26 protein-coding genes are annotated in these 26,783 nt (G+C 71.9%); 19 read left to right on the top strand and 7 right to left on the bottom strand.

Features of this window, described 5'->3' with window-relative positions:
- Positions 1–10: 10 nt before the first annotated feature.
- The 5 genes from NR112_RS00640 to NR112_RS00620 are packed head-to-tail and all read left to right on the top strand — an operon-like array spanning position 11 to position 4,193.
- A complete protein-coding gene (locus NR112_RS00640) occupies positions 11–898 on the top strand; it encodes a DUF58 domain-containing protein (RefSeq protein ID WP_256792058.1) in 888 nt (295 codons plus the stop codon).
- Positions 885–1,367 carry a hypothetical protein gene (locus tag NR112_RS00635; RefSeq protein WP_256792057.1) on the top strand — a complete coding sequence of 161 codons (483 nt, stop codon included), beginning with the start codon at positions 885–887 and terminating at the stop codon, positions 1,365–1,367. Before NR112_RS00640 ends, NR112_RS00635 begins: the two co-directional genes overlap by 14 nt.
- Positions 1,358–2,347: a VWA domain-containing protein gene (locus NR112_RS00630; RefSeq protein ID WP_256792056.1), complete on the top strand. Its 990-nt coding sequence runs from the start codon at positions 1,358–1,360 to the stop codon at positions 2,345–2,347. Before NR112_RS00635 ends, NR112_RS00630 begins: the two co-directional genes overlap by 10 nt.
- Complete coding sequence (locus NR112_RS00625) at positions 2,344–3,354, top strand: VWA domain-containing protein (protein ID WP_256792055.1); 1,011 nt, start codon at positions 2,344–2,346, stop codon at positions 3,352–3,354. The genes NR112_RS00630 and NR112_RS00625 overlap by 4 nt, the downstream gene beginning before the upstream one ends.
- Positions 3,351–4,193, top strand: a complete 843-nt coding sequence (locus tag NR112_RS00620; RefSeq protein WP_256792054.1) for a tetratricopeptide repeat protein — start codon at positions 3,351–3,353, stop codon at positions 4,191–4,193. The genes NR112_RS00625 and NR112_RS00620 overlap by 4 nt, the downstream gene beginning before the upstream one ends.
- 22 nt (positions 4,194–4,215) lie before the next feature.
- Here the strand turns inward: NR112_RS00620 and NR112_RS00615 are convergent, their stop codons facing one another.
- The 3 genes from NR112_RS00615 to NR112_RS00605 are packed head-to-tail and all read right to left on the bottom strand — an operon-like array spanning position 4,216 to position 8,569.
- Positions 4,216–5,355 (bottom strand): sucrase ferredoxin, encoded by a 1,140-nt coding sequence (locus NR112_RS00615; protein ID WP_256792053.1) that lies wholly within the window; start codon positions 5,353–5,355, stop codon positions 4,216–4,218.
- Positions 5,352–7,892, bottom strand: a complete 2,541-nt coding sequence (locus tag NR112_RS00610; RefSeq protein WP_256792052.1) for a DNA topoisomerase (ATP-hydrolyzing) subunit A — start codon at positions 7,890–7,892, stop codon at positions 5,352–5,354. Before NR112_RS00610 ends, NR112_RS00615 begins: the two co-directional genes overlap by 4 nt.
- 56 nt (positions 7,893–7,948) lie before the next feature.
- Entirely contained in the window at positions 7,949–8,569 is a 621-nt protein-coding gene (locus tag NR112_RS00605) for a nitroreductase family protein (protein WP_256792051.1), read from the bottom strand.
- Positions 8,570–8,624: 55 nt separating this feature from the next.
- Between NR112_RS00605 and NR112_RS00600 the strand changes: the two genes are divergently transcribed.
- The 4 genes from NR112_RS00600 to NR112_RS00585 are packed head-to-tail and all read left to right on the top strand — an operon-like array spanning position 8,625 to position 13,858.
- Positions 8,625–11,324, top strand: coding sequence for a bifunctional GNAT family N-acetyltransferase/acetate--CoA ligase family protein (locus NR112_RS00600; protein ID WP_256792050.1), 2,700 nt, complete (start codon positions 8,625–8,627; stop codon positions 11,322–11,324).
- 59 nt (positions 11,325–11,383) lie between these two features.
- Positions 11,384–11,983 (top strand): DUF5998 family protein, encoded by a 600-nt coding sequence (locus NR112_RS00595; RefSeq protein WP_256792049.1) that lies wholly within the window; start codon positions 11,384–11,386, stop codon positions 11,981–11,983.
- 10 nt (positions 11,984–11,993) lie between these two features.
- Positions 11,994–13,154 (top strand): alkaline phosphatase family protein, encoded by a 1,161-nt coding sequence (locus tag NR112_RS00590; RefSeq protein ID WP_256792048.1) that lies wholly within the window; start codon positions 11,994–11,996, stop codon positions 13,152–13,154.
- Between the two features lie 11 nt (positions 13,155–13,165).
- The gene (locus NR112_RS00585) at positions 13,166–13,858 is read left to right on the top strand and encodes a thymidine kinase (RefSeq protein WP_256792047.1); all 693 of its coding nucleotides are present in this window, start codon (positions 13,166–13,168) and stop codon (positions 13,856–13,858) included.
- Between the two features lie 121 nt (positions 13,859–13,979).
- Here the strand turns inward: NR112_RS00585 and sepH are convergent, their stop codons facing one another.
- Positions 13,980–15,449 carry a septation protein SepH gene (gene sepH, locus NR112_RS00580; RefSeq protein ID WP_256792046.1) on the bottom strand — a complete coding sequence of 490 codons (1,470 nt, stop codon included), beginning with the start codon at positions 15,447–15,449 and terminating at the stop codon, positions 13,980–13,982.
- Positions 15,450–15,623: 174 nt separating this feature from the next.
- On the opposite strand from sepH, the gene NR112_RS00575 reads away from it, so the two are divergent.
- From NR112_RS00575 to NR112_RS00565, 3 genes are read left to right on the top strand one after another with little or no spacing between them, the layout of a single operon-like run.
- The gene (locus NR112_RS00575; RefSeq protein WP_256792045.1) at positions 15,624–16,259 is read left to right on the top strand and encodes a trimeric intracellular cation channel family protein; all 636 of its coding nucleotides are present in this window, start codon (positions 15,624–15,626) and stop codon (positions 16,257–16,259) included.
- A gap of 58 nt (positions 16,260–16,317) precedes the next feature.
- On the top strand, positions 16,318–17,445 hold the full coding sequence (locus NR112_RS00570; protein WP_256792044.1) for a ferrochelatase: 1,128 nt from the start codon (positions 16,318–16,320) through the stop codon (positions 17,443–17,445).
- A 10-nt stretch (positions 17,446–17,455) separates the two neighbouring features.
- Positions 17,456–18,343: an inositol monophosphatase family protein gene (locus NR112_RS00565; RefSeq protein WP_256792043.1), complete on the top strand. Its 888-nt coding sequence runs from the start codon at positions 17,456–17,458 to the stop codon at positions 18,341–18,343.
- Between the two features lie 146 nt (positions 18,344–18,489).
- Here the strand turns inward: NR112_RS00565 and NR112_RS00560 are convergent, their stop codons facing one another.
- Positions 18,490–18,675 (bottom strand): hypothetical protein, encoded by a 186-nt coding sequence (locus tag NR112_RS00560; protein WP_256792042.1) that lies wholly within the window; start codon positions 18,673–18,675, stop codon positions 18,490–18,492.
- Between the two features lie 347 nt (positions 18,676–19,022).
- On the opposite strand from NR112_RS00560, the gene NR112_RS00555 reads away from it, so the two are divergent.
- The 5 genes from NR112_RS00555 to NR112_RS00535 all read left to right on the top strand — a co-directional run bounded on the left by NR112_RS00555 (position 19,023) and on the right by NR112_RS00535 (position 21,896).
- Positions 19,023–19,322 (top strand): DUF4193 domain-containing protein, encoded by a 300-nt coding sequence (locus NR112_RS00555; protein WP_020145516.1) that lies wholly within the window; start codon positions 19,023–19,025, stop codon positions 19,320–19,322.
- A 53-nt stretch (positions 19,323–19,375) separates the two neighbouring features.
- Complete coding sequence (gene dut, locus NR112_RS00550; protein ID WP_256792041.1) at positions 19,376–19,873, top strand: dUTP diphosphatase; 498 nt, start codon at positions 19,376–19,378, stop codon at positions 19,871–19,873.
- A gap of 95 nt (positions 19,874–19,968) precedes the next feature.
- Complete coding sequence (locus NR112_RS00545) at positions 19,969–20,727, top strand: DUF3710 domain-containing protein (protein WP_256792040.1); 759 nt, start codon at positions 19,969–19,971, stop codon at positions 20,725–20,727.
- Positions 20,728–20,770: 43 nt separating this feature from the next.
- A complete protein-coding gene (locus NR112_RS00540; RefSeq protein WP_056781255.1) occupies positions 20,771–21,166 on the top strand; it encodes an OB-fold nucleic acid binding domain-containing protein in 396 nt (131 codons plus the stop codon).
- The gene (locus NR112_RS00535; RefSeq protein WP_256792039.1) at positions 21,159–21,896 is read left to right on the top strand and encodes a DUF3159 domain-containing protein; all 738 of its coding nucleotides are present in this window, start codon (positions 21,159–21,161) and stop codon (positions 21,894–21,896) included. Before NR112_RS00540 ends, NR112_RS00535 begins: the two co-directional genes overlap by 8 nt.
- 23 nt (positions 21,897–21,919) lie before the next feature.
- Here NR112_RS00535 and NR112_RS00530 read toward each other — a convergent pair whose 3' ends face one another.
- Positions 21,920–22,606, bottom strand: a complete 687-nt coding sequence (locus tag NR112_RS00530) for a TrkA family potassium uptake protein (RefSeq protein WP_256792038.1) — start codon at positions 22,604–22,606, stop codon at positions 21,920–21,922.
- A 23-nt stretch (positions 22,607–22,629) separates the two neighbouring features.
- Positions 22,630–23,292: a TrkA family potassium uptake protein gene (locus NR112_RS00525; protein WP_020145522.1), complete on the bottom strand. Its 663-nt coding sequence runs from the start codon at positions 23,290–23,292 to the stop codon at positions 22,630–22,632.
- Between the two features lie 205 nt (positions 23,293–23,497).
- On the opposite strand from NR112_RS00525, the gene NR112_RS00520 reads away from it, so the two are divergent.
- Both NR112_RS00520 and NR112_RS00515 read left to right on the top strand, forming a co-directional pair.
- Positions 23,498–25,459, top strand: coding sequence for an APC family permease (locus tag NR112_RS00520; RefSeq protein WP_256792830.1), 1,962 nt, complete (start codon positions 23,498–23,500; stop codon positions 25,457–25,459).
- Positions 25,456–26,730: a TRAM domain-containing protein gene (locus tag NR112_RS00515; RefSeq protein ID WP_256792037.1), complete on the top strand. Its 1,275-nt coding sequence runs from the start codon at positions 25,456–25,458 to the stop codon at positions 26,728–26,730. The genes NR112_RS00520 and NR112_RS00515 overlap by 4 nt, the downstream gene beginning before the upstream one ends.
- Positions 26,731–26,783 lie beyond the last annotated feature (53 nt).

Here is a 26,783-nt window from a genome sequence, read left to right as displayed (position 1 = left end):
GACGACGGACATGACGACGACGCTGCTGACGCAGGTGAAGAGCAAGCTCTTCGTCCACGCGCGCCGCAAGTCCCGCAGCCTGCTCGAGGGGGAGTACGCCTCCGTGTTCCACGGTCGCAGCCTCGACTACGACGACCTGCGCGACTACGTCCCCGGCGACGAGGTCCGCGACATCGACTGGCGTGCCACCGCCCGCAGCCAGTCTCCGCTCGTCAAGCGCTACGTCGCGACGCGCAAGCAGAACCTCATGCTCGTCATCGACACCGGTCGCGGGATGGCGGCCACGACCCGCAGCGGCGAGCCGAAGAAGTCGGTGGCCATCGCGGCGGCCGGCCTCGTCGGCTATCTCGCGCAGCGTCACGGGGACCTCGTCGGGCTGGTCCGCGGTACCGCCGGCTCGACGGTCGCGCACGACCTGCGCGGTAGCGAGGCGCACCTCGAGCTGTTGCTGCGCGCCGTCGACGCGGCGACCGTCCTCGACGGCGACCAGAGCAACCTCGCGACGCAGCTGCGCTGGATCGTCCGCAACGTCCGTCGCCGACTCGTGCTGCTCGTCGTCGCCGACGACAAGGAGCTCGACCCGGGGCTCGACGAGCTGCTGCGCCGTCTCCACGTCCAGCACGAGATCCTGTGGATCACCGTCGAGGACGCCGACCCCACGGCCATCGAGGGGGACCGGACGGCATACGACGTCGCCGACACGTACACGTTGCCGACGCTGGTGCGGCTCGACCCGCGGGTGCGCGCGGCGTACGCCGCCTCGGTCGCCGACCGCGTGCAGCGCACGACCGAGCTGCTCGACCGCCGCGGGATCAACCACGCCCGTCTGGGGTCGTCCGACGAGGTCGTCGCGACGATGTTCGCGCTGCTCGAGAGGCAGCGTCGTGCGCGCCGCTGACGCCCCGCCACCGGGCTTCTACGCCCCCGACCCGTATGCCGCGAAGTGGCTCTGGATCGGCATCGGCGCGCTCGTCCTCGTCGCCGCCTGGTACCTCTGGGTGTGGTGGTCGACGCGCGAGAAGAAGGTCGTCGTCCCGCCACGCATCACCTCGGACCGGCTCTCGCGGCTGCGCGCCGACTACACCCGGCAGATCGACCTCGTGCTCGACCGGGCCGCGGCGGGCGAGATCAGCCAGCGCCAAGCACACCAGCAGCTCAGCGTCCTCGTGCGCCACTTCGTCCAGGAGGTGTCCGGCATCCACGCCCCGACGATGACGCTCACCGAGCTCAACGCGACGGGGTCTCGGCTGACCCCGGTCTCGGAGGTCGTCGGATCGCTCTATCCCGGCGAGTTCGGCCCCCGGGAGACTGCAACCCTCGTGGGGGCGGGAACCGTCGCCAAGCAGGTGGTGGCGCGATGGAGCTGAACGGCCTCGACCTCAAGTGGCCGGGCGTGGTCGGCCTCGGGACGCTCCTCGCCGTCCTGCTCGCGTATGCCGTCTTCCGCCTGATGTCGCGCCGGCAGGCACGTGCGTCGGCGGCGGTCGCCAACTCGAGCGCGCTGACCGAGCTGCCGGAGTACCGCCGGGCGCTGCGACTGCACCGGATCCGGATGGCCGTGCTCGCGTCCAGCGCCGTGCTCCTCGGCGGGGCGGCTCTCGTGGGCGCGGCCCGCCCGCTCGACACCACCATCGACAAGCCCCAGACCCGCAGTCGCGACATCATGCTGTGCCTCGACATCTCCGGCTCGATGGCCGCCTACGACGCGACGCTCGTGTCGACGTTCAAGACGCTCGTCTCGAGCTTCGAGGGGGAGCGGATCGGGCTCGTCATCTTCAACTCGTCGGCCGCCACGGTCTTCCCGCTCACCGACGACTACGACTTCATCAACGGCGAGCTCGACTCTGCGGGTCGCGCGCTGACGGGCGACCCGGAGTACGACTCCTTCTTCGCCGGTACCTTCAACGGCCGCGGCACCTCGTTGATCGGCGACGGCCTCGCCACGTGCGTCTCCAGCTTCGACAAGGTCGACCTCCAGCGCGCCCGCTCGGTCGTCTTCGCCACCGACAACCACCTCGCCGGGCGGCCGATCATCGACGTCGACGAGGCCGGAGCACTGGCCAAGGCCAAGGGGGTCCGCGTCTACGGGCTCAACCCGGAGGAGGACGGGGCCGACCAGGAGGCGGTGGAGATGCGCGACATCGTCACCGGCACCGGCGGACGCTACTTCGCGATGAGCGACCAGGCGGCGATCAAGGGCATCGTCGACGCGGTCCAGGCCCAGGAGGCGACGCTCATCGACGCCGCCTCCCGCGCCCTCTACTCCGACAACCCGACGTTGCCCATCACGCTCGCCGGGATCGGGCTCATCGGCGTCATCGGTGCGAGCCGGAGGTGGGCGTCGTGACCCTCCTGCCTGTCGCCCCGTGGCCCGTGCTGCTCGTCCTCGCGGTCGGGGCGCTGGCCGCCGTGTGGTGGAACCCGTCGTCGCGCTCGGTGCCGGGGGAGTCGCGGGCGACGCACTGGCGACTCACGGGTGCGGTCGTGCTCCTCGGGGTCGCCGCGCTGCGTCCGGCGGTCGCGGGCGAACAGGTCGACACCACCGCCGCCAACCTCAACGTCTACTTCGTCGTCGACACGACGAGCAGCATCATCGCCGAGGACTACGGCGACGGACGCCCGCGCATCGACGGCGTCGCGGCGGACATCTCCGCCATCGCGGAGGCGCTTCCGGGCGCCCGCTACTCCGTCGTGACGTTCGACCAGGAGGCTCGGGTGCGGCTACCGCTGACGACCGACACGACGGCCCTCGACGCGGCCGTCGAGACGTTGCTCCCCGAGTCCTACGAGGTCTCCAGGGGCACGTCGGTGAGCGAGGCCAACGACCGCCTCAAGACGCTGCTCCACCAGGCCGACGCGCGCACTCCAGAGCGCGGGCGGGTCGTCTTCTACCTCGGCGACGGCGAGCAGACGGCAGTGGACCCTCCTGCACCCTTCGACATCGACAAGCGGCTCATCAACGGTGGAGCGGTCCTCGGCTACGGGACCACCGAGGGCGGCCGGATGAAGGCCACGCGGTCGCGTTTCGACACGACACGCGACTACATCAAGGACCCCACGACCGGTGAGGACGCCCGCTCGGTCATCAGCGAGAACACGTTGCGCACGATCGGCGACCAGCTGGGCCTCAGCTACCTGCACCGCGAGGCGGGCGACGCGATCGGTCCGGTCGTGGACGGCATCGACCTCGAGCGCTTCGGCACGAGCGAGCAGATCGAGAAGCAGAAGGTCATCGCCCGTCGCGAGCTCTACTGGCCGCTCCTGCTCGCAGTGGCCGGGATCGCCGCGTGGGAGGTCGGCGCCGGCGTCACGGCGCTCGTCCAGACCCGCCGCCGGAGGGGGACGCGCCCATGACGATCCTCGACGAGCGACCGGCCCGCGCGGGCAGTGTCCCCGCCGAGGGCGTACGCAGCCGGTTCCGCGTGCGCCGACGTGACCGTCGCCCCCTCCCGCCGCACCTGCGTCGGCGACGCCGGCGCCTGCTGCTCGCGTCCGCTCCGGTCGTCGTCCTGCTCGTCCTCGTGGCGCTCAGGCTCATCTCGCTCAACCTCGTGCACGCACAGACGCTCGACGCGTACGAGGCCGGCGACAAGCCCCGCACCCTGACCTGGGGCGAGCGGCAGGGCTGGGTCAACGTCGTCGAGCAGTTCCGGTCGCCCTTCGCGATCGGTGACGCCCACGTCCTCTCGGGTCACTTCGAGCTGGCGCGTCCGTGGTTCGAGCAGGCCTTCGAGCAGGTCCCCAAGGGCGGGATCGACGACTGCAGGGTGCGGGTCAACCTCGGCCTGACCTACGAGGCCCTGGGCGACGCTGCCAAGGCGCGCGAGCGCACGGACGAGTGGAAGCAGTACTACGACAAGGGCATCACCATCACCAAGGAGCGCCCGCCGCTCTGCGACGCGCCCGAAGGCGGCCAGACCGGCGAGCAGCTCCAGCAGGCGCAGCAGCGGATGGAGCAGAAGAACTCCGACACCCCGCCTGACCAGCAACCCCCTGACGACCCGCAGCAGCCCGGCCCGGGTCAGCAGCCCGCACCGACCCCCGACCCCGGGAACACCCCGAGCCAGGAGGAGCAGGACTACCTCCAGGAGCAGCAGCGCCAGAACACCATCGAGCGCAACCAGCAACAGCAGCAGGGCAACGACGACACCGTGCCCGGCGACGGGTCGCAGACCGTCCCCAAGCCCTGGTGAGCGACCCCGTCCGGGTGCGTGGCTAGAACCAGGCCTCGACGATCGTGGCTCGGTGCTCGAGCACCTCGACCGCCTTCTTGCCGCAGGACTCGGGGCGCGTGCGACCGGCCGGCCCGCGCGTCACGCGCACGTGCCAGCGGCGCCCGTCGGCGTGGGTGACGGTGACGTCCCAGCCGTCGTCGACCGCCTCGGGGAGGTCGGCCCACAGGGCGGCGAGGCGGGTCTCGCCCGTCTCGGCGCGCACGTGGGACTCGGCGCACTGCGACGGACCAGGGACGCCGGAACGGCCCCGGTCGTGGAGTGGGCCGAGCAGCTCGACCGGCAGGTGCCCGGACTCGCTCGCTCCGAGGAGCCACTCCGACGCCCGCTCGTCGACGCGCGCGAAGGTCTGTCCCCAGGGCAGGAGGACCGCAGTCGGCGCGAAGCGGTGACCGCCGGTGTGGGACACCTCCCACGCCCGGCCAGGGGCGACGCGCGCGGCGTGGGCTGCGAGCGGGCGTCCTCGGACGGCGCAGCAGACGTCGCGGCGGCCGTTCGTGCACACGAGCAGGGTCGGCTCAGCGGGGCGTGCGCCGAGGAGAGAGGCCTGCACGGGGGCGCGGCTGCCGCGGGCGAGGGCGCCCCAGTCGAGTCCGAGCAGGTCTCCGACCTCGTCGACCTCGGCGACGAGCAGCCAGGCGTCCTCGGGTCGCGCACCGGCGTGCGCGACGAAGACGTGGCGGGGCCCGTCGTGCGCCGGGTGCCCTCCAGGGCGCCGGATCAGCATGAAGCGCCCCCCTGCCCGGCTCGTGCGGCTCTCCAGCTCGGCGCCGAGCTCCCGGTCGAGGTGCGACTCGCGTGCCGCGTCGCGGCCCCACGGGCCGGGCTGCTCGACGATGACGAAGAAGCGCGCCGTGGCCGCCGTGCCGTAGGCGCTCGTGCCGTCGTGGTCCCAGAGGACCGAGCAGGCGTCGGAGGCCGGGGTGCCGTAGCCGGTCGTCGCGGGGTGCTCGGCGTGCTCGGGTTCGGCGTGCTCGCGTTCGGCGTCCTCCGACGACAGCGTTCCGGCGATCGCGTCGACGACCGACGTCACCGGTGCGGACGCCGCGGAGGCGGCTGCCGTGGCTGCCGCCACGGCAGCTGCAGCACGACGGGCGGCCTTGCCACCGGGAGGCGGGGTCACGCGTCACCGCCGTCGGACGGCGCGTCGTCATCGGCGACGGCATCTGTCGCTACCGCGACCTCCGACTCCCCGTCGGTGGACTGGGACGTGGCGGGTGGAGCCGCGACGTGCGCGATGACCGCGGTCGTCGGGACGCCCGAGCCGTCGCGGCGACCGTCGGCGGGCGGCAGCTCGACGGCGACACCGTTGGCAGCAGCGGCACGGGCCGGGGTGTTGCCGGCGAAGGCGAGCACGAGCGTGTCCTCGCCCTTGAGGAAACGGTGGCAGCGGACGCCGCCGGTCGCGCGTCCCTTCGGGGGGTACTCGGCATACGGCGTCACCTTGAGCGACCCGCCCTCGGTGCCGGGCAGCGCCCCCGACGAGCCGGACGACGTGACGACGACACCCTCGCGGGCGGGGTCGGTGACGCCGAAGAAGGCGACTCCGGCGCCGGCGGCGAGCTTGATGCCCGCCATGCCACCAGCCGAGCGGCCCTGCGGGCGAACGGACTTCGCCGCAAAGCGCAGCAGCTGGGCGTCGGTCGTGACGAAGACGAGGTCGAGGTCCTCACGGTCGGCAACCCCGGCACCGACGACGCGGTCGCCGTCCTTGAGGCTGATGACGTCCCAGTCGTTGCTCTTGGGCGCCTCGGACGTGACCCGCTTGACGACACCGGCCGCAGTGCCCACGGCGAAGACCGGAGCGTCGGCACCGATCGGCACGATCGTCACCGGCTCCTCGCCCTTGCCGAGGTCGACGTAGGCCGCGAGCGGCGCACCGCCCGACAGGGTGGGGGAGCCGTTCGTCGGCGGCAGCGTCGGCAGGTCGAGCGCCGAGAGGCGCACCATCCGGCCGGCGCTCGTCACGAGCCCGAACTCGCCGCGTGCGGTCGTGCGGACGGCACCGATGACGACGTCGTGCTTCGAGCGTGAGCCCTCGGCGCTGACCGGCTCGGCCGTGCCGGTGCGGGCCAGCAGGCCGGTCGAGCTCAGGAGGACCCAGCACGGGTCGTCGGCGATCTCGAGCGGCGACGCCGCGGTCGCGGTCGCGCTGGCACCCGAGCTCTCGAGGAGCACCGTGCGACGCGGGGTGCCGTGCGCCTTGGCGACGTCGGCGAGCTCGGTCGACACGAGCTTGAGCAGCAGCTTCTCGTTGTCGAGCAGGGCGCGCAGCTCCTCGATGGCTCGCTCGAGCTCGGTCTTCTCGTTCTCGAGCTCGAGGCGCGAGAACTTCGTGAGCCGGCGCAGCTGCAGGTCGAGGATGTACGTCGCCTGGGCCTCGGACAGGTCGAAGACGTCCATCAGGCGGGCCCGGGCCGTGGCGGCGTCGTCGGAGCTGCGGATGACCTGGATGACCTCGTCGATGTCGACGATGGCGATGAGCAGGCCCTCGACGAGGTGCAGTCTCTCCTCCCGCTTGGCCAGGCGGTGGGCGGTGCGCCGGCGTACCACGTCGGTGCGGAACTCGACGTAGACCTTGAGAAGGTCCTTGAGGCCCATGGTGCGCGGCTGGCCCTCGACGAGCGCCACGTTGTTGATGCCGAAGTTCTCCTCCATCGGCGTCAGCTTGTAGAGTTGCTCGAGGACGGCGTCGGGGTTGAAGCCGTTCTTGATCTCGATGACGAGCCGCAGGCCGTGCTGGCGGTCGGAGAGGTCCTTGAGGTCGGCGATGCCCTGCAGCTTCTTGCCCTGGACGAGGTCCTTGACCTTGTCGATGACCTTCTCGGGTCCGACGAGGTAGGGCAGCTCGGTGACGACGATACCCTTGCGCCGTGGCGTGATCGACTCGATGCGTGCCGTCGCGCGGGTGCGGAAGCTGCCACGCCCGGTGAGGTAGGCGTCGCGGATGCCCTCGAGGCCGACGATCTTGCCGCCACAGGGCAGGTCGGGCCCCGGGACGAACTTCATGAGGTCCTCGAGCGAGCAGGTCGGGTTGGCGATGAGGTGCCGCGCGGCGCCGATGACCTCGACGAGGTTGTGCGGGGGCATGTTCGTGGCCATGCCGACCGCGATGCCGGCGGCGCCGTTGACGAGGAGGTTGGGGTACGCCGCGGGCATGACCCCGGGCTGGAGCTGGGTGTCGTCGTAGTTCGGGACGAAGTCGACGGTGTCCTCGTCGAGGCCCGCGACCATGAGCAGCGCGGCGTTGGCCATGCGCGCCTCGGTGTAGCGGGCCGCGGCCGGTCCGTCGTCGAGCGAGCCGAAGTTGCCGTGACCGTCGATCAGGGGCAGGCGCAGGGTGAACGGCTGCGCCATGCGCACGAGCGCGTCGTAGATCGCCTGGTCGCCGTGCGGGTGGTACTTGCCCATCACCTCGCCGACGACGCGCTGGCTCTTGACGTGGCCCCGGTCGGGACGCAGCCCGAGCTCGTTGGCCCCGTAGAGGATGCGTCGCTGGACGGGCTTGAGCCCGTCCCGGGCGTCGGGCAGGGCCCGACTGTAGATGACGCTGTAGGAGTACTCGAGGAAGGCGTTCTGCATCTCCTCCTCGACGTCGATGCCGACGATCTTCTCCTCGAAGTCCTCCGGGGGAGGCGGGGGGGTCTTTCCACGGGCCATGCCGGGTGGTGCTCCTTGCCGCTAGCGGGTCAACGCCCCATCTTCGCGCAGGGTGATCACGGCTTCTCACCTGCCACGCCGAAACGGCCCCAGTGGGCCACGTCGGGACCCGTGCGCCGATGGCGTCGGAGGCTCGGGCTCCGAGGTCCCGGGACGGCATACCCGATCGACACGACGCCCACGATGCTGCGCGTCGAGGGGATGTCGAACGCCTCGTGGACGGCGCCGTGGCGTTCCGGCGGCACCCCGAAGAAGAGGCTGCCGAGACCCTCGTCGGTGGCGGTGAGCAGGATGAGGAGCGAAGCCATGCCGGTGTCGACGTCCCAGTAGGGCACGGGCCAACGCGCCTCGTCCCGGTCGGTCCACCCCTTGTCGGGCGCCGCGTAGCGGTCGAGGTAGGCGTCCTTGTGCGAGAGACACAGCACGAGCACCGGAGCGGCGCGTATGCCGTCGAGCCAGGGGTCGCTCGCGGCGCCGGGCTCCGTCGTGGCGGCCCAGAAGGCGTCCCGCTCGGGCCGCGTGGTGAGCACGACGAAGTCCCAGCCCTGGCTGAACCCGGCGCTCGGGGAGCGCACCGCGTTGGCCAGGCAGCGCTCCACGACCTCGCGCGGGACGTCCCGGTCGGGGTCGTAGCGGCGGACCATGCGTCGGGAGCGGACGACGTCGGTGAACTCCATGCGACCACCCTCCCATCTCCCGGGGCCGTGCAGCCCGACGTGACACGATGAGGGCATGGAGGGTGGCGAGCTCAGCGACGACACCGGCGCGATCGAGCGGGTCTCGGCGCAGGCCACGGGTGCCCCCGTCGAGTGGGAGGCGGACGTCGTGCTCCGGGACGGCACCGTGGCGCACGTCCGGCCGATCGCACCCGACGACGCCGACGGCATCCGCCACTTCCACAGCCTCCAGTCGGAGGAGTCGATCTACCTGCGCTTCTTCGCGCCCCTGCGCGAGCTGAGCGCCCGTGACCTTCACCGCTTCACGCACGTCGACCACCACGACCGGGTCGCCCTCGTCGCGACGCTCGACGGCGAGATCATCGGCATCGGCCGCTACGACCGCATCGACCAGACGTCTGCCGAGGTCGCCTTCAACATCTCGGACCACTACCAGGGCAAGGGCATCGGCTCGGTCATGCTCGAGCACCTCGCCGCCATCGCGCAGGAGATGGGCATCAACCGGTTCGTCGCCGAGGTGCTGCCGCAGAACCGCAAGATGCTCACCGTCTTCAAGGAGGCGGGCTACGAGGTCACCCACCACATCGAGGACGGCGTCGTCGAGGTCTCCTTCGACATCTCGCCGACCGAGCAGAGCAAGGCCGTCCAGCTCTCGCGCGAGCACCGCGCCGAGTCCCGCAGCATGCACACCATCCTCTTCCCGGAGCGGGTCGCGATCATCGGCGCGAGCCGGCGCGAGGAGTCGATCGGCGCGCTCGTCATGCGCAACATCCTCGCCGCCGGCTACCGGGGGCAGCTCTACCCGATCCACCGGGTGGCCGACCGGATCCAGGGCCTCAGGGCCTACCCGAGCATCCACGACGTGCCCGAGCCCGTCGACCTCGCCATCGTCGTCGTCCCGGCGGCGCAGGCCATCGAGGTCGTCAAGGACTGCGGCAAGGCGGGGGTCAAGGCGCTCCTCGTCATGTCGGCGGGCTTCGCCGAGGCGGGCGATGAGGGAGTCCGCCTGCAGGAGAAGCTCCGTCGTCGAGTGCGCCGCGCCGGCATGCGCATCGTGGGCCCCAACAGCTTCGGGATCGTCAACAACGACCCGTCGGTGCGCCTCAACGCGACGCTCGCCTCGGTCATCCCCGAGTCGGGTCGCCTCGGCCTCTTCGCCCAGAGCGGTGCGCTCGGCGTCGCGGTGCTCGCCTCGGCGGCCCGCCGCGGCCTCGGCATCTCGGTGTTCGCGTCGGCCGGCAACCGCGTCGACGTCTCGGGCAACGACCTCATGCAGTACTGGATCGACGACCAGGAGACCGACACCGTCGGCCTCTACCTCGAGTCGATGGGCAACCCGCGCAAGTTCTCGCGCATCGCCCGCGCGCTCGCGGCGGTCAAGCCCGTCGTCGTCGTGAGCTCGGGGGTGTCGAGCTTCGCCGCCCCACCCGGACACCGCACCCGTGTCACCAACGTGCCCCCGCAGGCGTTCGACGCGTTGCTGCGACAGGCCGGCGTCATCCGGGTCGAGAACGTCCACCAGCTCTTCGACGTCGCCCAGCTGACGCTCCACCAGCCGCTCCCGAAGGGCGACCGTGTCGCGATCGTCGGCAACTCCGACGCCCTGGGGGCGCTGAGTGCGAGCGCGTGCGTCAGCTGGGGGCTGCGCGTGACGCACGGCCCCGTCTCGCTGCCGCCGCAGGCCTCGGCCGAGGAGTTCGCCGCCGCGCTCGACGCGGCCTTCGCCGACCCCGAGGTCGACAGCGTCGTCGCCGCCTTCATCCCGCCGCTCGTGACGCAGGACGAAGAGGTGCACATGGCCGTCCGCACCATCGTCGCCGACCACGAGAAGCCTTGTGTCGCGACGTTCCTCGGCATGCGCGGCGTCGGTGACGGACTCGCCTACGAGCAGAACGGCATCCGGAGGTCGGTGCCGGCGTACTCGATGCCTGAGGACGGCATCCGGGCGCTCAACGCGGTCACGCGCTACGCCCTCTGGCGCCAACGCGACCGCGGCACCCAGGTCGCCCCGGTGGGCATCGACCGGCTCCGTGCGGAGTCGCTGCTCGACGGCTACCTGGCGGACAGCCCCGACGGACGCGCGCTGACGCGGGAGGAGGCGCGAGACCTGCTGGGCGCCTACGGCATACGCGTCTGGCCCGCCGTGGAGGTCGCGGGCGTCGATGCGGCGGTCGCCGCCGCAGACGAGCTGACCTACCCCGTCATCCTCAAGTCGACCTCGCCCGTCGTGCGCCACCAGCCCGGCCTCGTCGGGGTGCGTGGCGACCTCGTCGACGCCGAGGCCGTCCGCGACGCGCACACGTCGCTGACCCAGCGTCTGGGGCCGCTCGGGGCCGACCGGTTCGTCGTGCAGCGGATGGCCGTGCCCGGCGTGTCCTGCGTCATCCGCGCCAGCGAGGACCCGCTCTTCGGTCCGGTGGTCAGCTTCTCCGTCGCCGGGCCGCCCACAGAGCTGCTCGGTGACGTCGCGCACCGGATCCCCCCGCTCACCGACGTCGACGTCACCGACCTCATCGACAGCGTCAAGGCGGCGCCGCTCCTCAGCGGCCACCGCGGCGCGGCTCCGGTGCACCGGGCGGCGCTCGCCGACCTCATCGCCCGGCTCTCGGTCCTCGCCGACGACCACCCGGAGCTGTCCTCGGTCGAGCTCAACCCGGTCAATGCCTGGACCGGCGGGGTCGACGTGCTCGGCGCCGAGGTCGTCGTGCGACCGGCCCTCGTGCGCAAGGACCCGGGCCGTCGCCGGATGACCTGACGCAGCACGGTGTGGACCGCTCGGAGTGGCCACGCCCGCGCTGGTGCAAGGATGGGGGCATGCGACGCGTCACCCCGGGCACCGGCCGAGCCCTTCCCGAAGACCTCACCGAGGCGATCACCCGTGCCGGCTACTACCCCTCGCTCGTCTGCGACGTCGTCGAGTCGGCGATCGCCGACGACGAGGTCGTCTCGCACCTCGTGCACCAGGAGACGACCTTCGACCACGAGACGGTGCGCCGTCACGTGACCGTGCTCGTCGTCACCCCGCAGCGGCTCGTCATCGCCCATGCCGACGACCACGCCGAGTCCGAGGACACGCTGATGGCGACGGCCACGACCGAGACGGTGCCGCTCGCCGCCGTCCGGGGCGTCATGCTGACCCACGTCGTGGCGAAGCCCGACACGTTCGCGAAGGGCACGCACGGCCGTGACCTCACCCTGACGCTCGGGTGGGGCGCAGTGAGCCGGCTCGACATGATCCCCGCCGCCTGTGGCGACCCCGACTGTACGGCCGACCACGGCTTCGAGGGCACCATCGCCTCCGACGACATCTCGCTGCGCATCAGCTCGGCCGCCGACGGCGAGGACGCCGTGGGCCGGGCCATGAGCTTCGCCCGGGTGCTCTCCGCGAGCATCGGCGGCGGCACGGCTCGCTGACCAGCGCTCCGTGGCCGACGACGTGACCGCCCACGCGCCGACGCCGACCGACTGGTCGTCTGGCACCCTCGCCTCCGTGCTCCCGTCGGTCGCCGACCGACTCGGGGTGCCCGCGTATGCCGGCCGCGACGTCTTCGACCTCCCCACCGTCCCGCGCACCGTCGTCGTGCTCGTCGACGGGCTCGGTCACGACCTGCTGCGCCAGCGCAGCGGACACGCACCCTTCCTGCGCAGCCACCTCGGCACCGCTCACCGCGTGCCGTGCGGCTTCCCGACGACGACCGCGACCTCGATGGGGACCTTCGGCACCGGTCTGCCTCCCGGTTCGCACGGGCTCGTCGGCATGCAGGTGCTCGATCCGGCCACCGACCGGCTGCTCAACGAGCTGTCCTGGGAGGACGGTCCCGACCCGCGGGCCTGGCAGCCGAACGAGACCGTCTTCGAGGCCGCCGAGAACGCCGGCGTCGCTGTGACGATGGTGGGTCCGCACTACTTCGACGGGTCGGGGCTGACCATCGCGGCGCTGCGCGGCGGGCGCTTCCGCGCCGGACGCACGCTCGACGACCGCGTGTCCGCTGCTGCGTCAGCGGTGCGGGCCACCCCACGAGCCCTCGTCTACCTCTACTGGGGCGACGTCGACAAGATCGGCCACGTCCACGGCTGCCAGTCGTGGCAGTGGGGTGACGAGGTCGAGTCGGTCGACGCCGCCCTGCGACAGCTCGCCGCGCGCGTGCCGGACGACACCTCGATCGTCGTCACGGCGGACCACGGCATGGTCGACGTGCCCTTCCACGACCGCATCGACCTCGTGCACGAGCCCGGTCTGATGGCGGGCGTGCGCCACCTCGGCGGTGAGCCGCGCAACCTCCAGCTGTATGCCGAGCCGGGCGCCGCCGCGGATGTCGAGCAGGCGTGGGCGGCGCGTCTCGCTGGCCGCGCCCGGATCCTCACCCGTGAGCGCGCTGTCGACGAGGGGTGGTTCGGCCCGGTCCGAGCGGGGGTCGAGGGCCGCATCGGCGACCTGCTCGTCGTGACGGAGGGGTCTTTCGCGGTCGTGCACTCGGGGCTCATGCGCCGCGAGGTGGTCGCGCTGCTCGGGCTGCACGGCTCAACGAGCGACGCGGAACTCGCGGTGCCGGTGGTCGTGGTGCCACCCCGCCGCGGCGCCTAGGGTGGTGCCTCGTGGCTGAGCTCGTCTTCTTCTCCGGGACCATGGACTGCGGCAAGTCGACCCTCGCCCTCCAGATGGACCACAACCACGGTGCACGGGGTCGCGTCGGTCTCATCTTCACCAAGATGGACCGCGCCGGCACCAACGTCCTCAGCTCGCGGCTGGGTCTCTCGACCGGGGCGCTCGAGGTCCGCGACGACCTGGACTTCTGGGAGGCGATCGTCGAACGGGCCACGGCGGGCACCCGCATCGACTACCTCATCTGCGACGAGGCCCAGTTCTACACCAGCGACCAGGTGGAGCAGCTGGCGCGGATCGTCGACGAGATGGACGTCGACGTCTTCGCCTTCGGCATCACCGCAGACTTCCGCACCGAGCTCTTCCCGGGCAGCAAGCGGCTCATCGAGCTCGCCGACAAGGTGCAGGTGCTCCAGGTGGAGGCGCTGTGCTGGTGCGGCCGTCGGGCCACGACCAACGCCCGCGTCATGGACGGCGTCATGGTCGTCGAGGGCGAGCAGGTCGTCGTCGGCGACACGAAGCCGGGCACGACCGGCCTCGTCGAGTACGAGGTGCTGTGCAGGCGGCACTACATGCGCCGGATGACCTCGCACGCCGCGCGGGCCGCCGCGATCTCACCCGAGGTGCTGCCCTTCGACCTCGACGTGTGCCCCCTGCCGCCGCTGCCGATCACCCAGGCCGACTGAGCGGAACCTGCCGACGCCGACCGATGGCGTATGCCGTCCAGCGGGCTTCCGACGAGCGCTCACCCGGGCGCTGCGGCCCCTGAACTGGTGGACGCAGCCGGGCGCGCGAGGTGGGGCGCCGTCAGTCGTTCTTGCGGCCGAACATGATGTCGTCCCAGCTCGGCACGCTCGGCCGTCCCGACTTGCGTGCCGGAGGGGCGGGTCGGGGGGCCGGTTTGGCCGCCGGGGCCGCGGCCCGCTGCTCCACGACGTCGTAGCCCTCGTCCTCGAGCTCTGCGGACTCGTCGCGGTCGTCGGCCTCGGAGGAGAGATCGGACTGCGCCGCAGGGACGCGTGACAGCCGTCGGGAGTCCTCGCGTCGGCGCGTGGCGGGACGCAGCGGCTGCTCTGCGGGGAGAGGCTCCGCCGGCGCCTCGTCCGCGACGTCGTCTGCGATGTCTGCCCCGTCATCGTCGAGGTCGACCTCGTGGCTGCCGTGGCGCTCGGCCCCCGACTCCGGCTCGGCTGCCGGCGCGCGCTCGGGCTCGCGGGTGCCGACGGACTCGGGCTCTGCCGGCGCCGGGTCCGCCTCCTGGGACCCGTCCTGGTCCGTCGCCGTCGGCTCGGGCGCCTGTCGCACCGGCTGGGTGGGCTCGGTACGGCGTGCCTTGCGGCGGGCGGCGTCGACCCCGACGCGCTGCTCGACGGATCCGGTCTTGACGACCTCGGGGTCGTCCTCCGGGTGCGTGTGCGCGGGGGGAGGCAGCTCGTCGCGGGGGTCGCCGGCGAGCTCCTCCAGCGGCAGGGCCTCCTCGGGTGCCTCGTCGAGTCCGGGAACCTCGGTGGACTTGGGTCGGCGGCGACGACCGCGCTGGGCGCTGCGCTCGCGCATGGCCGCCATGAGGTCGACGGTCTCGCCCTCGCGGCGACGCATCGTCGAGGCGCCGACACCACCCTCGGCCTCGACGTCGTAGACGCGGCTCGGACGGCTCGAGGCGCTGAGGTGTGGCGCCGGGATCGGACCGGGAGCCTGCTGGTCCTCGTCCTCGCTGAGCCAGCGGGCCTCGTCGTCGACGGCCGACACGGTCCGGGCGAGCGGGTCGAACTGCCAAGCGGCCTCGCGTTCGCGCCCGCCGGCGGTGAAGAGAAGCAGGACGGTCCAGGCGCCCTTGTCGGTGCGACGGGAGTCCCAACGCGCCGTGACGGTGTCGATCTCGCGGGTGCGCAGCCGCTCGCTGACGCGCGCCTCGAGGGTGGGTGCAGCACCGTGCGAGCCGCCGCGCGGGCGCAGCCGGACCTGACGGGCGAGGCCGGCCACGTGCTCGCGCTCGGCCAGGATCGGCCCTTCGTAGCGGTGCACCTTCTCGACGGGCCAGCCGGCCCGCTCGGCGACCTCCTCGGCGGAGTGGCCGGCCCGGATCATCGCCTGGACGTCCTTGGGCCGCAGGCCGCCCGAGATCTCGATCTGGAGCTGGCCGAGCCGCGGTCGGTCCCGCCGCACCGCGGCACGGAGCGAGTCGTCGAGGGGGACGGAGAAGTGGTGGCCCTCGTCGTCGGCCAGCAGCAGGTGCAATCCGTCCTCGTGGACGCCGACGAGCCTGAGGTGCTGCATGGGTGGGTCTCCCGGTACCGAGTCTGCGTGGTCCTGCCGTGATGGTGCCCGGTGGCTCGCGTCGTGAGGTGATGCCGCGTCGCGGGGGCCGGCCGTGCGCCGTGCTGTCGAGCATGCCACCGGCCCGGGTGCCCACCAAAGCGACCACGCCGCACGGGTACCGTTTGCTCTGGCATGCCTACCTCTTTCGCGTCCGCGCAGCTCGCCCTCGACCTCGTCGGCGTGTTCGTCTTCGCGCTGTCCGGCGGCCTCGTGGCCGTCAAGAAGCGCTTCGACCTCTTCGGGGTGCTCGTGCTGGCCTGTGCCGCGGCCCTCGGCGGCGGCATCGTGCGCGACCTGCTCATCGGCGACATCCCGCCCGTCGGCATCAGCGACTGGCGGCTGCTGACCGCTGCGGCGCTCGGCGGTCTCGTCACGTTCCTCTTCCACCCTGGCGTCGAACGCATCACCGGGTTCGTCCGGGTCCTCGACGCCGCCGGCCTCGCGGCCTTCGCGGTCGCGGGCAGCCTCAAGGCCGTGACGACCGTCGGGGTCTCGCCGATCGCGGCCGTCCTCGTCGGCGTCATCACGGCGGTCGGGGGCGGGGTCGTGCGCGACCTGCTCGCGGGCCAGGTCCCCGAGGTGCTGCGCCGCGAGCTGTATGCCGTCCCGGCCATGCTCGGGTCGATCCTCGTCGTCGTCGCCGCCCAGCTCGGCTCCCTCCAGGACTGGGTGCTCTGGACCGCCGCGGGGCTGGTCTTCGCCCTCCGGATCCTCGCCGTCCGCCTCGACCTCAACGCCCCGACCCCCTTGCGCTCCAACCCGACCTGACGACGACGCACCGCCGCCGACCGTCCCACGTGCCCTTTCACCCACCGATGGCGGAGACATGACACCTGACGCAGCACCAACGCCCGACGAGCCCCAGCCCTCGCCGCTCGAACCGTACGACGCCGTGCTCCTCCTCGGCTTCGGTGGTCCCGAGGGCCCCGATGAGGTGATGCCCTTCCTGCGGCGGGTCACGGCCGGACGCGGCATCCCCGACGAGCGTCTCGAGGCCGTCGGCGAGCACTACCACCACTTCGGTGGCCGCAGCCCGATCAACGACCAGAACCGCGCGCTCATCGCAGCCCTGCGCGCCGAGCTCGACGCGCGCGACATCAGCACGCCCATCGTCTGGGGCAACCGCAACAGCGAGCCCTTCATCGACGACGCCCTGCGCGCGAGCCACGCGGCCGGACATCGTCGTGTCGTCGCCCTGACGACGAGCGCCTACTCGTGCTACTCCTCCTGTCGCCAGTACCGGGAGAACCTCGCGGACGCCGCGGCCGCGGTGGCCGAGGACGGCATCGAGCTGCAGATCGACAAGGTGTCGCAGTACGCCCGGCGTCCCGGGTTCGCGGCCGCCAACGCGGGCGAGCTCGTCCGCTCGCTGCGGGCGCTCGACGGAACGCCGGACGCGGAGATCGCGCTGCTCTTCGTCACGCACTCGATCCCCGACGCGATGGATGACACGTCCGGACCGGGCGACGGTGAGGGCAACCTCTACCAGCGCCAGCACCTGGCGCTCGCGTCGCAGCTGACCGAGGAGGCCAACCGCGTCCTCGGCCGCGACCTGACGGGCGAGCTCGTGTTCTGCTCGCGCTCGGGTCCGCCGACCCAGCCGTGGCTCGAGCCCGACGTCAACGACCGGATGCGGGAGCTCGCGGCCGCGGGTGTCCGCACGGTCGTCACGGCCCCGATCGGCTTCGTGAGCGACCACATGGAGGTCGTCTACGACCTCGACACGGAGGCGCAGGAGACGGCCGACGAGCTCGGCCTCACCCACGTGCGCGTCCCGACGGTCGGCACCGACGCGGTCTTCGTGCGCGACCTCGTCGACGCCCTGCTCGAACGCGCGGCGGAGGCCCGCGGCGAGGACGTGCCGCAGTTCGAGGGGCGGATGCCGTCGGTGTGCGCGCCCGGCTGCTGCCCCAACCTGCGCCAGGCCCGTCCGGCACTGTGCGGCAGTGACTGAGGGCGACGCGATGACCACCACACCTCCCGTTCCTGCGCTGCCCGACGGCGTCACGGTCGAGGAGCTCGAGCGGCTCTGCGTCGAGGTCGCCGTCGAGGCCTCGCGCTTCATCCGTGACGAGCGGCCGCCCCGGATGGGTGTCGCCGCGACGAAGTCGACCGAGACCGACATCGTGACCGTCATGGACCGACGCTCCGAGGAGCTGCTGCACCGGCTCATCCGGGCCGCCCGCCCCGACGACGGCATCCTCGGCGAGGAGGGTGTCGACGTCACTGGGACGTCCGGCCTGACGTGGGTCGTCGACCCCATCGACGGCACCGTGAACTACCTCTACGAGATCCCTGCGTATGCCGTGTCCGTGGCCGTCGTCGTCGGCGACGCCCACTCCCAGGGCGGGTGGACCCCTGTCGCGGGTGCGGTCGCCGACTCGTGCCGGCGCCTCGTGCACCACGCGGGTCGGGGCACCGGCGCCTGGACGAGCCCCGAGGACCCGACCGAGTCCGTTGCGCCGGCCCGTCTGTCCGTCTCGGGCGAGGACCGCCTCGCCCGCACCCTGCTCGCGACCGGCTTCGGCTACGCCCCCGAGGTGCGCGCCCGGCAGGCCGAGGTGCTCCTACGGGTCCTGCCCCTCGTCCGCGACATCCGACGCATCGGCAGCGCCGCTCTCGACCTCGTGCGCGTGGCCGAGGGGTCCGTGGACGCCTACGCGGAGACCGGGCTCAACGCCTGGGACCTCGCGGCCGGCTGGCTCGTCGTCGAGGAGGCCGGGGGTGTCGTCGTCGGCGCTGGAGAGGACCCCGGCTCTGCGCCCGGCACCGCCCTCACCGTCGCCGCGGGGCCCGCCCTCGTAGATCAGGTCCGCGCCGTCTTCGTGGCGCCGGAGGGCGCAGCAGGCTGATCACCGCACCGCACCGCACCGCACCGCACGTGCGCGCGAGCACGCACGACGACGCCCCACCCGGCCGTGCCGGGAGGGGCGTCTGTCGTCCTGGGCGGCGGACGGCATACGCCCGCTCGTGTCGTGGTGTGTCGCTGGGACGCCGTTCAGGCAGCCTGGAACGGCTCGAGCCCGGGGACGCGGATGCCGTTCTCCGTGGCGAGACGGGCGAACGACTCCAGTTCGCCGGTGTACACCTGCACGCGGTAGTCGTCACCCGCCTGTCGCGCGTCGGCGAGGTCGCCCAGCGCGTCGTGGACACGTTGCCTGATCTGGTCGACGAACTCGGTCATGGGTGCCACCTCCGGGCCTGGGTTGTCGATCGGTCGAGTCCGGAGACCCTACCGCGCCGTAGGACCACCAATGTGCACCCGCGATGGTCGACGAATGGCAAAGCCCAGGTGAACTGTTCGTCCGAAAAGGGCAGGCGTGAGTGGTGCAGGCGGGCCCGCGTCTCAGGCCTTGGCTCGGACAACGTGACAACGCAGTGGGGATCGGGCACCATACGCGCACGCGGACATGTTTCGTCGCTGTTGACAACGTCGTTGACCGCGCGGGTTCTCGGGAACAAGCACGGGCCCACGAGCGTTCTCCGCGTCACAGACCGCAAGGCGCAGACGAGTAGAAGTGAGACAACGAGATGGCAACCGATTACGACGCGCCACGCAAGACTGACGACGATCTGAGCGAAGACTCCATCGAGGAGCTGAAGTCCCGTCGGGTCGACAAGACGTCGTCCAGCGTGGACGTCGACGAGACCGAGCAGGCCGAGGGCTTCGAGCTTCCGGGTGCCGACCTCTCCGGTGAGGAGCTGTCGGTGCGCGTCCTGCCCAAGCAGGCCGACGAGTTCACCTGTGGGCGTTGTTTCCTCGTCCACCACCGCAGCCAGCTCGCCAAGGAGAGCAACGGCATGATGATCTGCACGGAGTGCGCCGCCTGAGCGCATTCCACACCGGGCAGCAGCACGGTCAGGAGCAAGTAGGGTCGGTCCTCGTGACCGACCCTTGTGCTGTCCCGGTCCGGAGGCTCGACCCCGACCTGGCCCTGCCCGGCTACGCGCACCCCGGTGACGCCGGCGCCGACCTCTGCTCCCGTGTCGACGTGACGATCCAGCCGGGGGAGCGCGTCCTCGTCCCGACCGGGGTGGCGCTGGCGCTTCCCGCCGGCCACGCGGGCTTCGTGCACCCGCGCTCCGGCCTCGCGGCACGCCACGGCATCTCCATCGTCAACGCCCCCGGGACGGTCGACGAGGGGTACCGGGGCGAGATCCTCGTCAACCTCGTCAACCTCGACCCGCGCGAGCCGTTCACGGTCCGGCGCGGCGACCGCATCGCCCAGCTGATCGTCCAGCGGGTCGAGCGCGTGCACTTCGTCGAGGTGGATTCGCTCGACGAGACCAGTCGGGGGGACACTGGACACGGATCCACCGGTGGGTTCGCCACCGGCGGCGTCGCCTCGCCGACACCGGGGGAGACGCCCACCGGGGCGTGATCATCGGATACGGTTCGCCGGGCGCTGCGTCAGCGCCGACGACCGCGGCCGGGCATCGTGCCCACCGTGCAGCAGGACTCAAAGGACGGAATGACGTGGGACTCTTCAGCCGGGGCAAGTCGAAGGACCGCCCGGACACCGATGCGGTGGACCGTGACGACGACCTCGAGCAGGACGAGCTCGCCGAGGACGGCGCGTTCGACGGCGAGGCAGACGGTGACACGACCGCTCCGGCAACGTCCCGCCCGCTCGACCGCAGCGAGGTCGAGGACGACTCCGACTACCTCAACCTCGGCGCCATCTGGCTGCGTGGACAGCAGGGTATGGAGCTGCGCCTCGAGGTCAACGAGCAGGAGCAGCAGATCACGGGCGTGACCGCCGTCATCGGTGAGTCGGCGGTGCAGCTGCAGGCCTTCGCGGCCCCGCGCACCGAGGGCGTCTGGATCGACATCCGCAACGAGATCGCCGCGAGCATCGTCGATGCCGGCGGCACCGCCGAGGTGCTCACCGGCGAGTTCGGCGAGGAGCTCCTGACCCGGATGCCGCAGGCCGGACCGGACGGCCGCACCGTCTTCATGCCGGCCCGCTTCGTCGGCGTCGACGGCCCCCGCTGGTTCCTCCGCGCCGTCGTGTCCGGCCGCGCCGCGATCGAGCCGGCCGCGGCCGAGGCGGTGCACGACGTCATCCGGACGACGGTCATCGACCGCGGCGACGAGGCCATGCCTCCTCGCGAGCTGCTCCCGCTGCGCCTGCCCGACGCAGACGGCGCCGTCCAGGCCGAGGAGGGCGCAGCCGAGGGCGGCCCCGACCTCAGCCCGTTCGAGCGCGGACCCGAGATCACCGAGGTCCGTTGATGGCCCGCCCGTGTCTCGAACCGCGTCCCAGCCGGACGCACCCGTGACCACGGGCCAGCCCGGCGCCCTGCGCCGGCTCACCGACCGCCTCACGCGCTCGTCGCACGAGATCGAGGCGGCCGAGCTGCGCCGTGAGTCCTCGGACCTCGACGGCGTCGTGCACATCGGCGACGCGCCCCAGCGCATCACCGTCACCGTCTGCGGCGAGGTGCGTTCCGTGACGCTGCGCCCGCGCGAGGAGACCCCCGCCCTCGACGTCGAGGTCTGGGACGGCACCGAGTCTCTGCACCTCGTGTGGCTCGGCCGGCGACGCATCGCCGGCATCATCCCCGGCGTCAAGATCCAGGCCACGGGCCGCATCACCACCCGTCGGAAGGTCAAGACGATGTTCAACCCGGCGTACGAGCTCATCGGCCGGGCGGGGCAGGCGCATGGCTGACGCCGACGGCAGGGCCGTGGGCCCGGGCGGGGAACGCACGAAGGAGGGCGACGGGGTCGTCCGGTCGGAGGCCGACCTGCGCCGCTACGACACGGTCGAGGAGCTGCTCCGCGACAAGCTGTCCGATGCCATCGGCGGTTGGCGCGGCGCCGTCGAGTCGGCCGTCCCGACCCTGGCGTTCGCCCTCGTGTGGGCGCGCACCGAGAACCTCCGCACCTCGCTCGTGGTCGCCGGTGTCCTCGTGGGCCTCCTCCTGCTCGTCCGTCTCGTCCAGCGGCAGGACCCCCGCTTCATCGCGTATGCCGCCGCCGGCGTCGGGATCTCGGCCTTCTTCGCGCTGCGGTCGGGTCGCGCGGAGGACGCCTTCCTGCCGGGCATGCTCCAGAACGCCGGTCTGCTCGTCCTGCTGCTCGTGACGAACCTGACGCGGTGGCCGCTCTTCGGCTTCGTCGTCGGCGTCGCCGAGCCCGAGGCGTTCGCCGAGGACCCGACGTGGTGGCGTCGCCACTCCGGCATCGTCACCGTCGCGGCACGGCTCGCCTGGGTGCTCATCGCGCTCAACGTCGTGCGGCTCTCGATCATGGTGCCGCTCTACCTCGCCGAGCAGGTGGCCGCGCTGGGGGTGGCCAAGGTGGTCCTCGGCTGGCCTGCCTACCTGCTCGCCATCACGGCGATGGGCGCCATCCTGCTCCGTGGGCGCACCCCGATCGACCCCGCGCGGCTCGCCTGACGCCACGCCTCGGCGACCCGGGGTCAGTCCTCGAGGGTCGTGTGGTGGCGGTCACCCGGCGCGACGAGGTCCTGGAGCCGGTCCTCCTGCTCCGTCGTCGTGATGAAGAGCAGCTCGTCGCCGGCCTCGATCGCGTCGTCGGGCGTCGGAGCGAGCGGACGCTCCTCGCGGATGATGGCGACGAGCACGGTGTCGGTCGGCCAGTCGACGTCACCGACGCGGCGCCCCGCGAAGGGGCTGCCCTCGGGAAGGGTGATCTCGACCATCGAGGCCCGCCCCTGCTGGAACTCGAAGATGCGCACGAGGTCGCCGATGCTGACCGCCTCCTCGATGAGCGCCGTCATCAGGCGTGGGGTCGAGACCGCGACGTCGACGCCCCACGACTCGTCGAACATCCACTCGTTCTTGGGGTTGTTGACGCGCGCAACGGTGCGCGGGACGCCGAACTCGGTCTTGGCGAGGAGCGAGAGCACGAGGTTGGCCTTGTCGTCGCCGGTGGCGGCGACGCAGACGTCGGACTCCTCGAGCCGGGCCTCCTCGAGGGCGGCGAGCTCGCACGCGTCGGCGAGCAGCCAGGAGGCCTCGGGCACGCGCGAGGCCTGGACGTCGTCGGCGTCCTTGTCGATGAGCAGCACCTGGTGCCCGTTGCCGAGCAGCTCACGGGCGATGGAGCGGCCGACGCTCCCGGCTCCGGCGATGACGACGCGCATGGGGTTGTTTTCTCCTGTGCCGGTCAGTGGGCGGCCGGGGCCTGGTCGCAGAGTCGCTCGACGCGAGCGAGGTCGTCGCGCGGGACGGTGAGGTGCACGAGGTCGCCCTGCTGGACGACCATGTCGGGCCGGGGGAGCGTGCCCTCGCCGAGCCGGGTGACGTAGGCGACGCGGGCGCCGGTCTGCTCCTCGAGGTCGGTGAGGTGTCGGCCGACCCAGCCCTCTGCGAGGGGGACCTCGGCGATGACGATCTTGCCGCTCGGGTCGGTCAGCTCGGGCACGGCGCCCTGCGGCAGCAGCCGCTGGATCATCTGGTCGGCCGTCCAGCGCACCGTCGCGACGGTCGGGATGCCGAGGCGCTGGTAGACCATGGCGCGCTGGGGGTCGTAGATGCGGGCCGCGACGTGCTCGACCCCGAACGTCTCGCGGGCCACACGGGCGGCGAGGATGTTGGAGTTGTCGCCGCTGCTCACGGCCGCGAAGGCATACGCGTCACGGATGCCGGCGGCGACGAGGGTGTCACGGTCGAAACCGATGCCCGTGACGGTCTGGCCCTCGAAGGAGGTGCCCAGCCGGCGGAACGCGGAGGCGTCCGCGTCGATGATGGCGACGTCGTGGCCGTTGCGGCCCAGGGTGCGGGCGAGGGTCGACCCGACGCGGCCGCATCCCATGATGACGAAGTGCACGGACGCGACGCTACACCGTGACGCCGTCGCTCACCCTGCCGGCCGCGCGGGCCGGACGGGGGAGCGAAACGGCCGGGACGGCATACGTTCTCGGGGCCGTGTCGGCGACGTCCGGAGTGGGTCAGTGCGGGGGGACGATCCGTCATACAGTTGCGTCGTGCCCGGTACCGGTTCGCTGTTCAAGCGCCTCCTCCTCGGTCGCGCGATGCGCAGCGACAAGCTCGGGGAGACCCTCCTGCCCAAGCGGCTCGCGCTGCCGATCTTCGCGAGCGACGCGCTCTCCTCGGTGGCCTACGCGCCCGACGAGATCCTGCTCATGCTGGGCCTCGCCGGTGGCACCTTCGTCGCGACGCACAGCTGGCAGGTCACGATCGCGGTGGTCCTCGTCATGGTCGTCGTCGTGGCCTCGTACCGGCAGAACGTCCACGCCTACCCCTCGGGCGGCGGCGACTACGAGGTCGCGACCGTCAACCTCGGACCGCGGGCGGGACTCACCGTCGCCAGCGCCCTCCTCGTCGACTACGTCCTGACCGTCGCCGTGTCGATCTCGTCCGGTGTGCAGAACGCCGCCACGGTGCTCGGGTTCGTGCGCGGGCACGAGGTCATCGTCGCGGTGGCCCTCATCGCCTTCCTCACGGCGATGAACCTGCGTGGGGTGCGCGAGTCGGGCAAGGCCTTCGCCGTGCCGGTCTACGCCTTCATGCTCGCCATCATCGGCATGGGCATCTACGGCTTCATCCAGCACTTCACGGGGACCCTCACCCCGGCCGAGAGCGCGGGCCTGACGCTCAAGCCCGAGGAGGGCCAGGGCCTCACCGGGCTCGCCGCAGCCTTCCTGCTGCTCCGGGCCTTCTCGTCCGGCTGCGCGGCCCTCACCGGCGTCGAGGCCATCAGCAACGGCGTGCCGGCCTTCAAGAAGCCGAAGAGCACCAACGCCGCCACGACCCTGCTCCTCATGGGCACGCTGTCGGTCGTCATGCTCGGCTCGATCATCGCGCTCAGCCAGTGGACCGGCGTCAAGATCGCCGACGACCCAGGCGCCCAGCTGCTGCGCGACGGGCAGCCGGTCGGCGACTCCTACGTGCAGCACACGGCCATCGGCCAGCTCGCCGAGTCGGTCTTCGCGAACGTCCCGATCGGCGTCGTCTTCGTCTCGATCGTCACCGGCCTGATCCTCGTCCTCGCCGCCAACACGGCGTTCAACGGCTTCCCGGTGCTCGGCTCGATCCTCGCCCGTGACGGCTACCTGCCGCGGCAGATGCACACGCGCGGCGACCGCCTCGCGTTCAGCAACGGCATCCTCATCCTGGCCGGGGCAGCCATCGTCCTCGTGATCGTCTTCAAGGCCGAGGTCACCGCGCTGATCCAGCTCTACATCGTCGGGGTGTTCGTCTCGTTCACCACCTCCCAGGTCGGCATGGTGCGGCACTGGACGCGCCACCTCAGGCTCGAGCGCAACCCCAAGGAACGGGCCCGGATGCAGCGCTCGCGCGTCATCAACGCCGTCGGTGCCGCCATGTCGGCGACCGTGCTCGTCGTCGTGCTCATCACGAAGTTCCAGGCGGGCGCGAAGTACGCGATCCTCGCGATGATCGTCCTCTTCGTCGTCATGCTCGGGATCAAGAAGCACTACGACCGGGTGCGCGACGAGCTGGCCATCGACTGGGCCGTCGAGCGGCCGATGCTGCCGAGCCACGTGCACGCCATCGTCTGCATCTCCAAGGTGCACAAGCCGACGATGCGCGCGCTGGCGTACGCCCGGGCGAGCCGACCGTCGTACCTCGAGGCCGTGACGGTCGACGTCGACCCCGACGAGACGCAGGCGCTCCTCGACGAGTGGGACAAGCGCGAGATCCCGGTGCCGCTCAAGGTGCTGTCCTCGCCCTACCGCCAGATCACCAAGCCGATCCTCGACTACGTCCGGTCGATCCGCAGCGGCAACCCCCGTGACATCGTCACGGTCTACCTGCCGGAGTACGTCCTCGGGAAGTGGTGGGAGCAGGTGCTGCACAACCAGAGCGCGTTGCGCCTCAAGGCCCGGCTGCTCTTCACCCCCGGTGTCATGGTCGTCAGCGTCCCGTGGCAGCTCCAGTCGTCCGAGGGCGCCGAGCGCGACTGGATCGACGAGCCGCCCATCAGCGGCTCGGTGCGCGGTGGAGCGCTGTGAGCGGTCGCCAGAACCGCGAGCGGGCCGCCGGCGGCGAGTCCCTCGTCGGGAGGGAGTGGAGCGTCGAGGTCGGACCCGTCGCCCACGGCGGCCACTGCGTGGCCCGCCACGAGGGTCAGGTCGTCTTCGTGCGCCACACGCTGCCCGGTGAGCGCGTCGTCGCCCGCGTCACGGAGGGCCGCGTCGGTGACAGCTTCGTGCGCGCCGACGCCGTGGAGGTGCTCGAGGCCGCGCCGGGCCGTGTGGCCGCGCCCTGCCCGTATGCCGCCCCGGGCCTGTGTGGTGGCTGCGACTTCCAGCACGCGTCCCTGGAGACACAGCGGGCGCTCAAGGGTGCCGTCGTGCGGGAGCAGTTCGCCCGCGTCGCCGGGCTCGACGTCGATGTCGTCGTCCGGCCGGTGCCGGGCGACGAGGAAGGACTGCGCTGGCGCAGCCGGGTCGAGTTCGCCGTCGACGGAGCCGGGCGCGCCGGACTGCGCGGGCATCGGTCGAGCGAGATCGTGCCCGTCGAGGACTGCCTCATCGCCACGCGGGCCGTCATCGACTCCGGCGTGCTCGACACCGAGTGGCCCGACCTCGAGTCGGTCGACGTCATCGACGCCGTGCACCCCGAGGAGCCGGTGCTCGTGCCGGTGCCCGCGCCCGAGGGTGGGAGTGGTGGCGGCGGTGGCCTCGTCGGTGAGCTGGCCCGCGACGGGGACTGGGAGGGCGAGTACGTCGTCTCGGCTCGGGGCTTCTGGCAGGTACATCCGGGCGCGGCCACGACCTTCCTGTCACGTGTGTCGGCCCTGCTCGGGGCGGAGGTGGGGGACCGCGTCCTCGACCTCTTCGCGGGCTCGGGTCTCTTCACGATGCGACTCGGCGAGCTCGTCGCGCCGGACGGTTTCGTCCTCGGCGTCGAGGGCGACCGCCGAGCCGTCGAGAACGGGTCGGCCAACACCGAGCACCTCGAGAACGTCGAGTGGCGCGCCAACCGCGTCGACCGCGAGCTGCGATCGCTCGTCGGCCAGGACGTGACGGCCGACCTGGCCGTGCTCGACCCGCCACGCACGGGCGCCGGCAAGGACGTCATGGCACTGCTGGCCCGGATGGGACCCCGACGGATCGTCTACGTCGCGTGCGACCCCGCAGCCCTGGCCCGCGACGTCAGGGCCGCCGGGACGCACGGCTACGACCTCGTCTCGCTCGAGGCCTGGGACGCCTTCCCGATGACCCACCACGTCGAGTGCATCGCCGTGCTGGAGCCACGAGGCGAGTCCACGAGCGCCTGAGCTCGCGACGGGAAGCGCGTCTCCTCGACGGATCCACCTCGCAGGGGAGTGTC

It is taken from the genome of Terrabacter sp. Ter38, assembly GCF_024519435.1.
Lineage (GTDB): Bacteria > Actinomycetota > Actinomycetes > Actinomycetales > Dermatophilaceae > Terrabacter.
Note: the sequence above shows the minus strand (reverse complement) of the source record. Positions and strands in the feature narration are given on the sequence as shown.

Bases quoted from the DNA above. Each gene is read 5' to 3' on its own strand.
- NR112_RS00640 (WP_256792058.1), top strand. From the start codon at position 11: ATGACGACGACGCTGCTGACGCAGGTGAAGAGCAAGCTCTTCGTCCAC.
- NR112_RS00630 (WP_256792056.1), top strand. From the start codon at position 1,358: ATGGAGCTGAACGGCCTCGACCTCAAGTGGCCGGGCGTGGTCGGCCTC.
- NR112_RS00620 (WP_256792054.1), top strand. From the start codon at position 3,351: ATGACGATCCTCGACGAGCGACCGGCCCGCGCGGGCAGTGTCCCCGCC.
- NR112_RS00610 (WP_256792052.1), bottom strand. From the start codon at position 7,892: ATGGCCCGTGGAAAGACCCCCCCGCCTCCCCCGGAGGACTTCGAGGAG.
- NR112_RS00605 (WP_256792051.1), bottom strand. From the start codon at position 8,569: ATGGAGTTCACCGACGTCGTCCGCTCCCGACGCATGGTCCGCCGCTAC.
- NR112_RS00600 (WP_256792050.1), top strand. From the start codon at position 8,625: ATGGAGGGTGGCGAGCTCAGCGACGACACCGGCGCGATCGAGCGGGTC.
- NR112_RS00595 (WP_256792049.1), top strand. From the start codon at position 11,384: ATGCGACGCGTCACCCCGGGCACCGGCCGAGCCCTTCCCGAAGACCTC.
- sepH (WP_256792046.1), bottom strand. From the start codon at position 15,449: ATGCAGCACCTCAGGCTCGTCGGCGTCCACGAGGACGGATTGCACCTG.
- NR112_RS00575 (WP_256792045.1), top strand. From the start codon at position 15,624: ATGCCTACCTCTTTCGCGTCCGCGCAGCTCGCCCTCGACCTCGTCGGC.
- NR112_RS00570 (WP_256792044.1), top strand. From the start codon at position 16,318: ATGACACCTGACGCAGCACCAACGCCCGACGAGCCCCAGCCCTCGCCG.
- NR112_RS00565 (WP_256792043.1), top strand. From the start codon at position 17,456: ATGACCACCACACCTCCCGTTCCTGCGCTGCCCGACGGCGTCACGGTC.
- NR112_RS00560 (WP_256792042.1), bottom strand. From the start codon at position 18,675: ATGACCGAGTTCGTCGACCAGATCAGGCAACGTGTCCACGACGCGCTG.
- NR112_RS00555 (WP_020145516.1), top strand. From the start codon at position 19,023: ATGGCAACCGATTACGACGCGCCACGCAAGACTGACGACGATCTGAGC.
- NR112_RS00535 (WP_256792039.1), top strand. From the start codon at position 21,159: ATGGCTGACGCCGACGGCAGGGCCGTGGGCCCGGGCGGGGAACGCACG.
- NR112_RS00530 (WP_256792038.1), bottom strand. From the start codon at position 22,606: ATGCGCGTCGTCATCGCCGGAGCCGGGAGCGTCGGCCGCTCCATCGCC.
- NR112_RS00520 (WP_256792830.1), top strand. From the start codon at position 23,498: ATGCGCAGCGACAAGCTCGGGGAGACCCTCCTGCCCAAGCGGCTCGCG.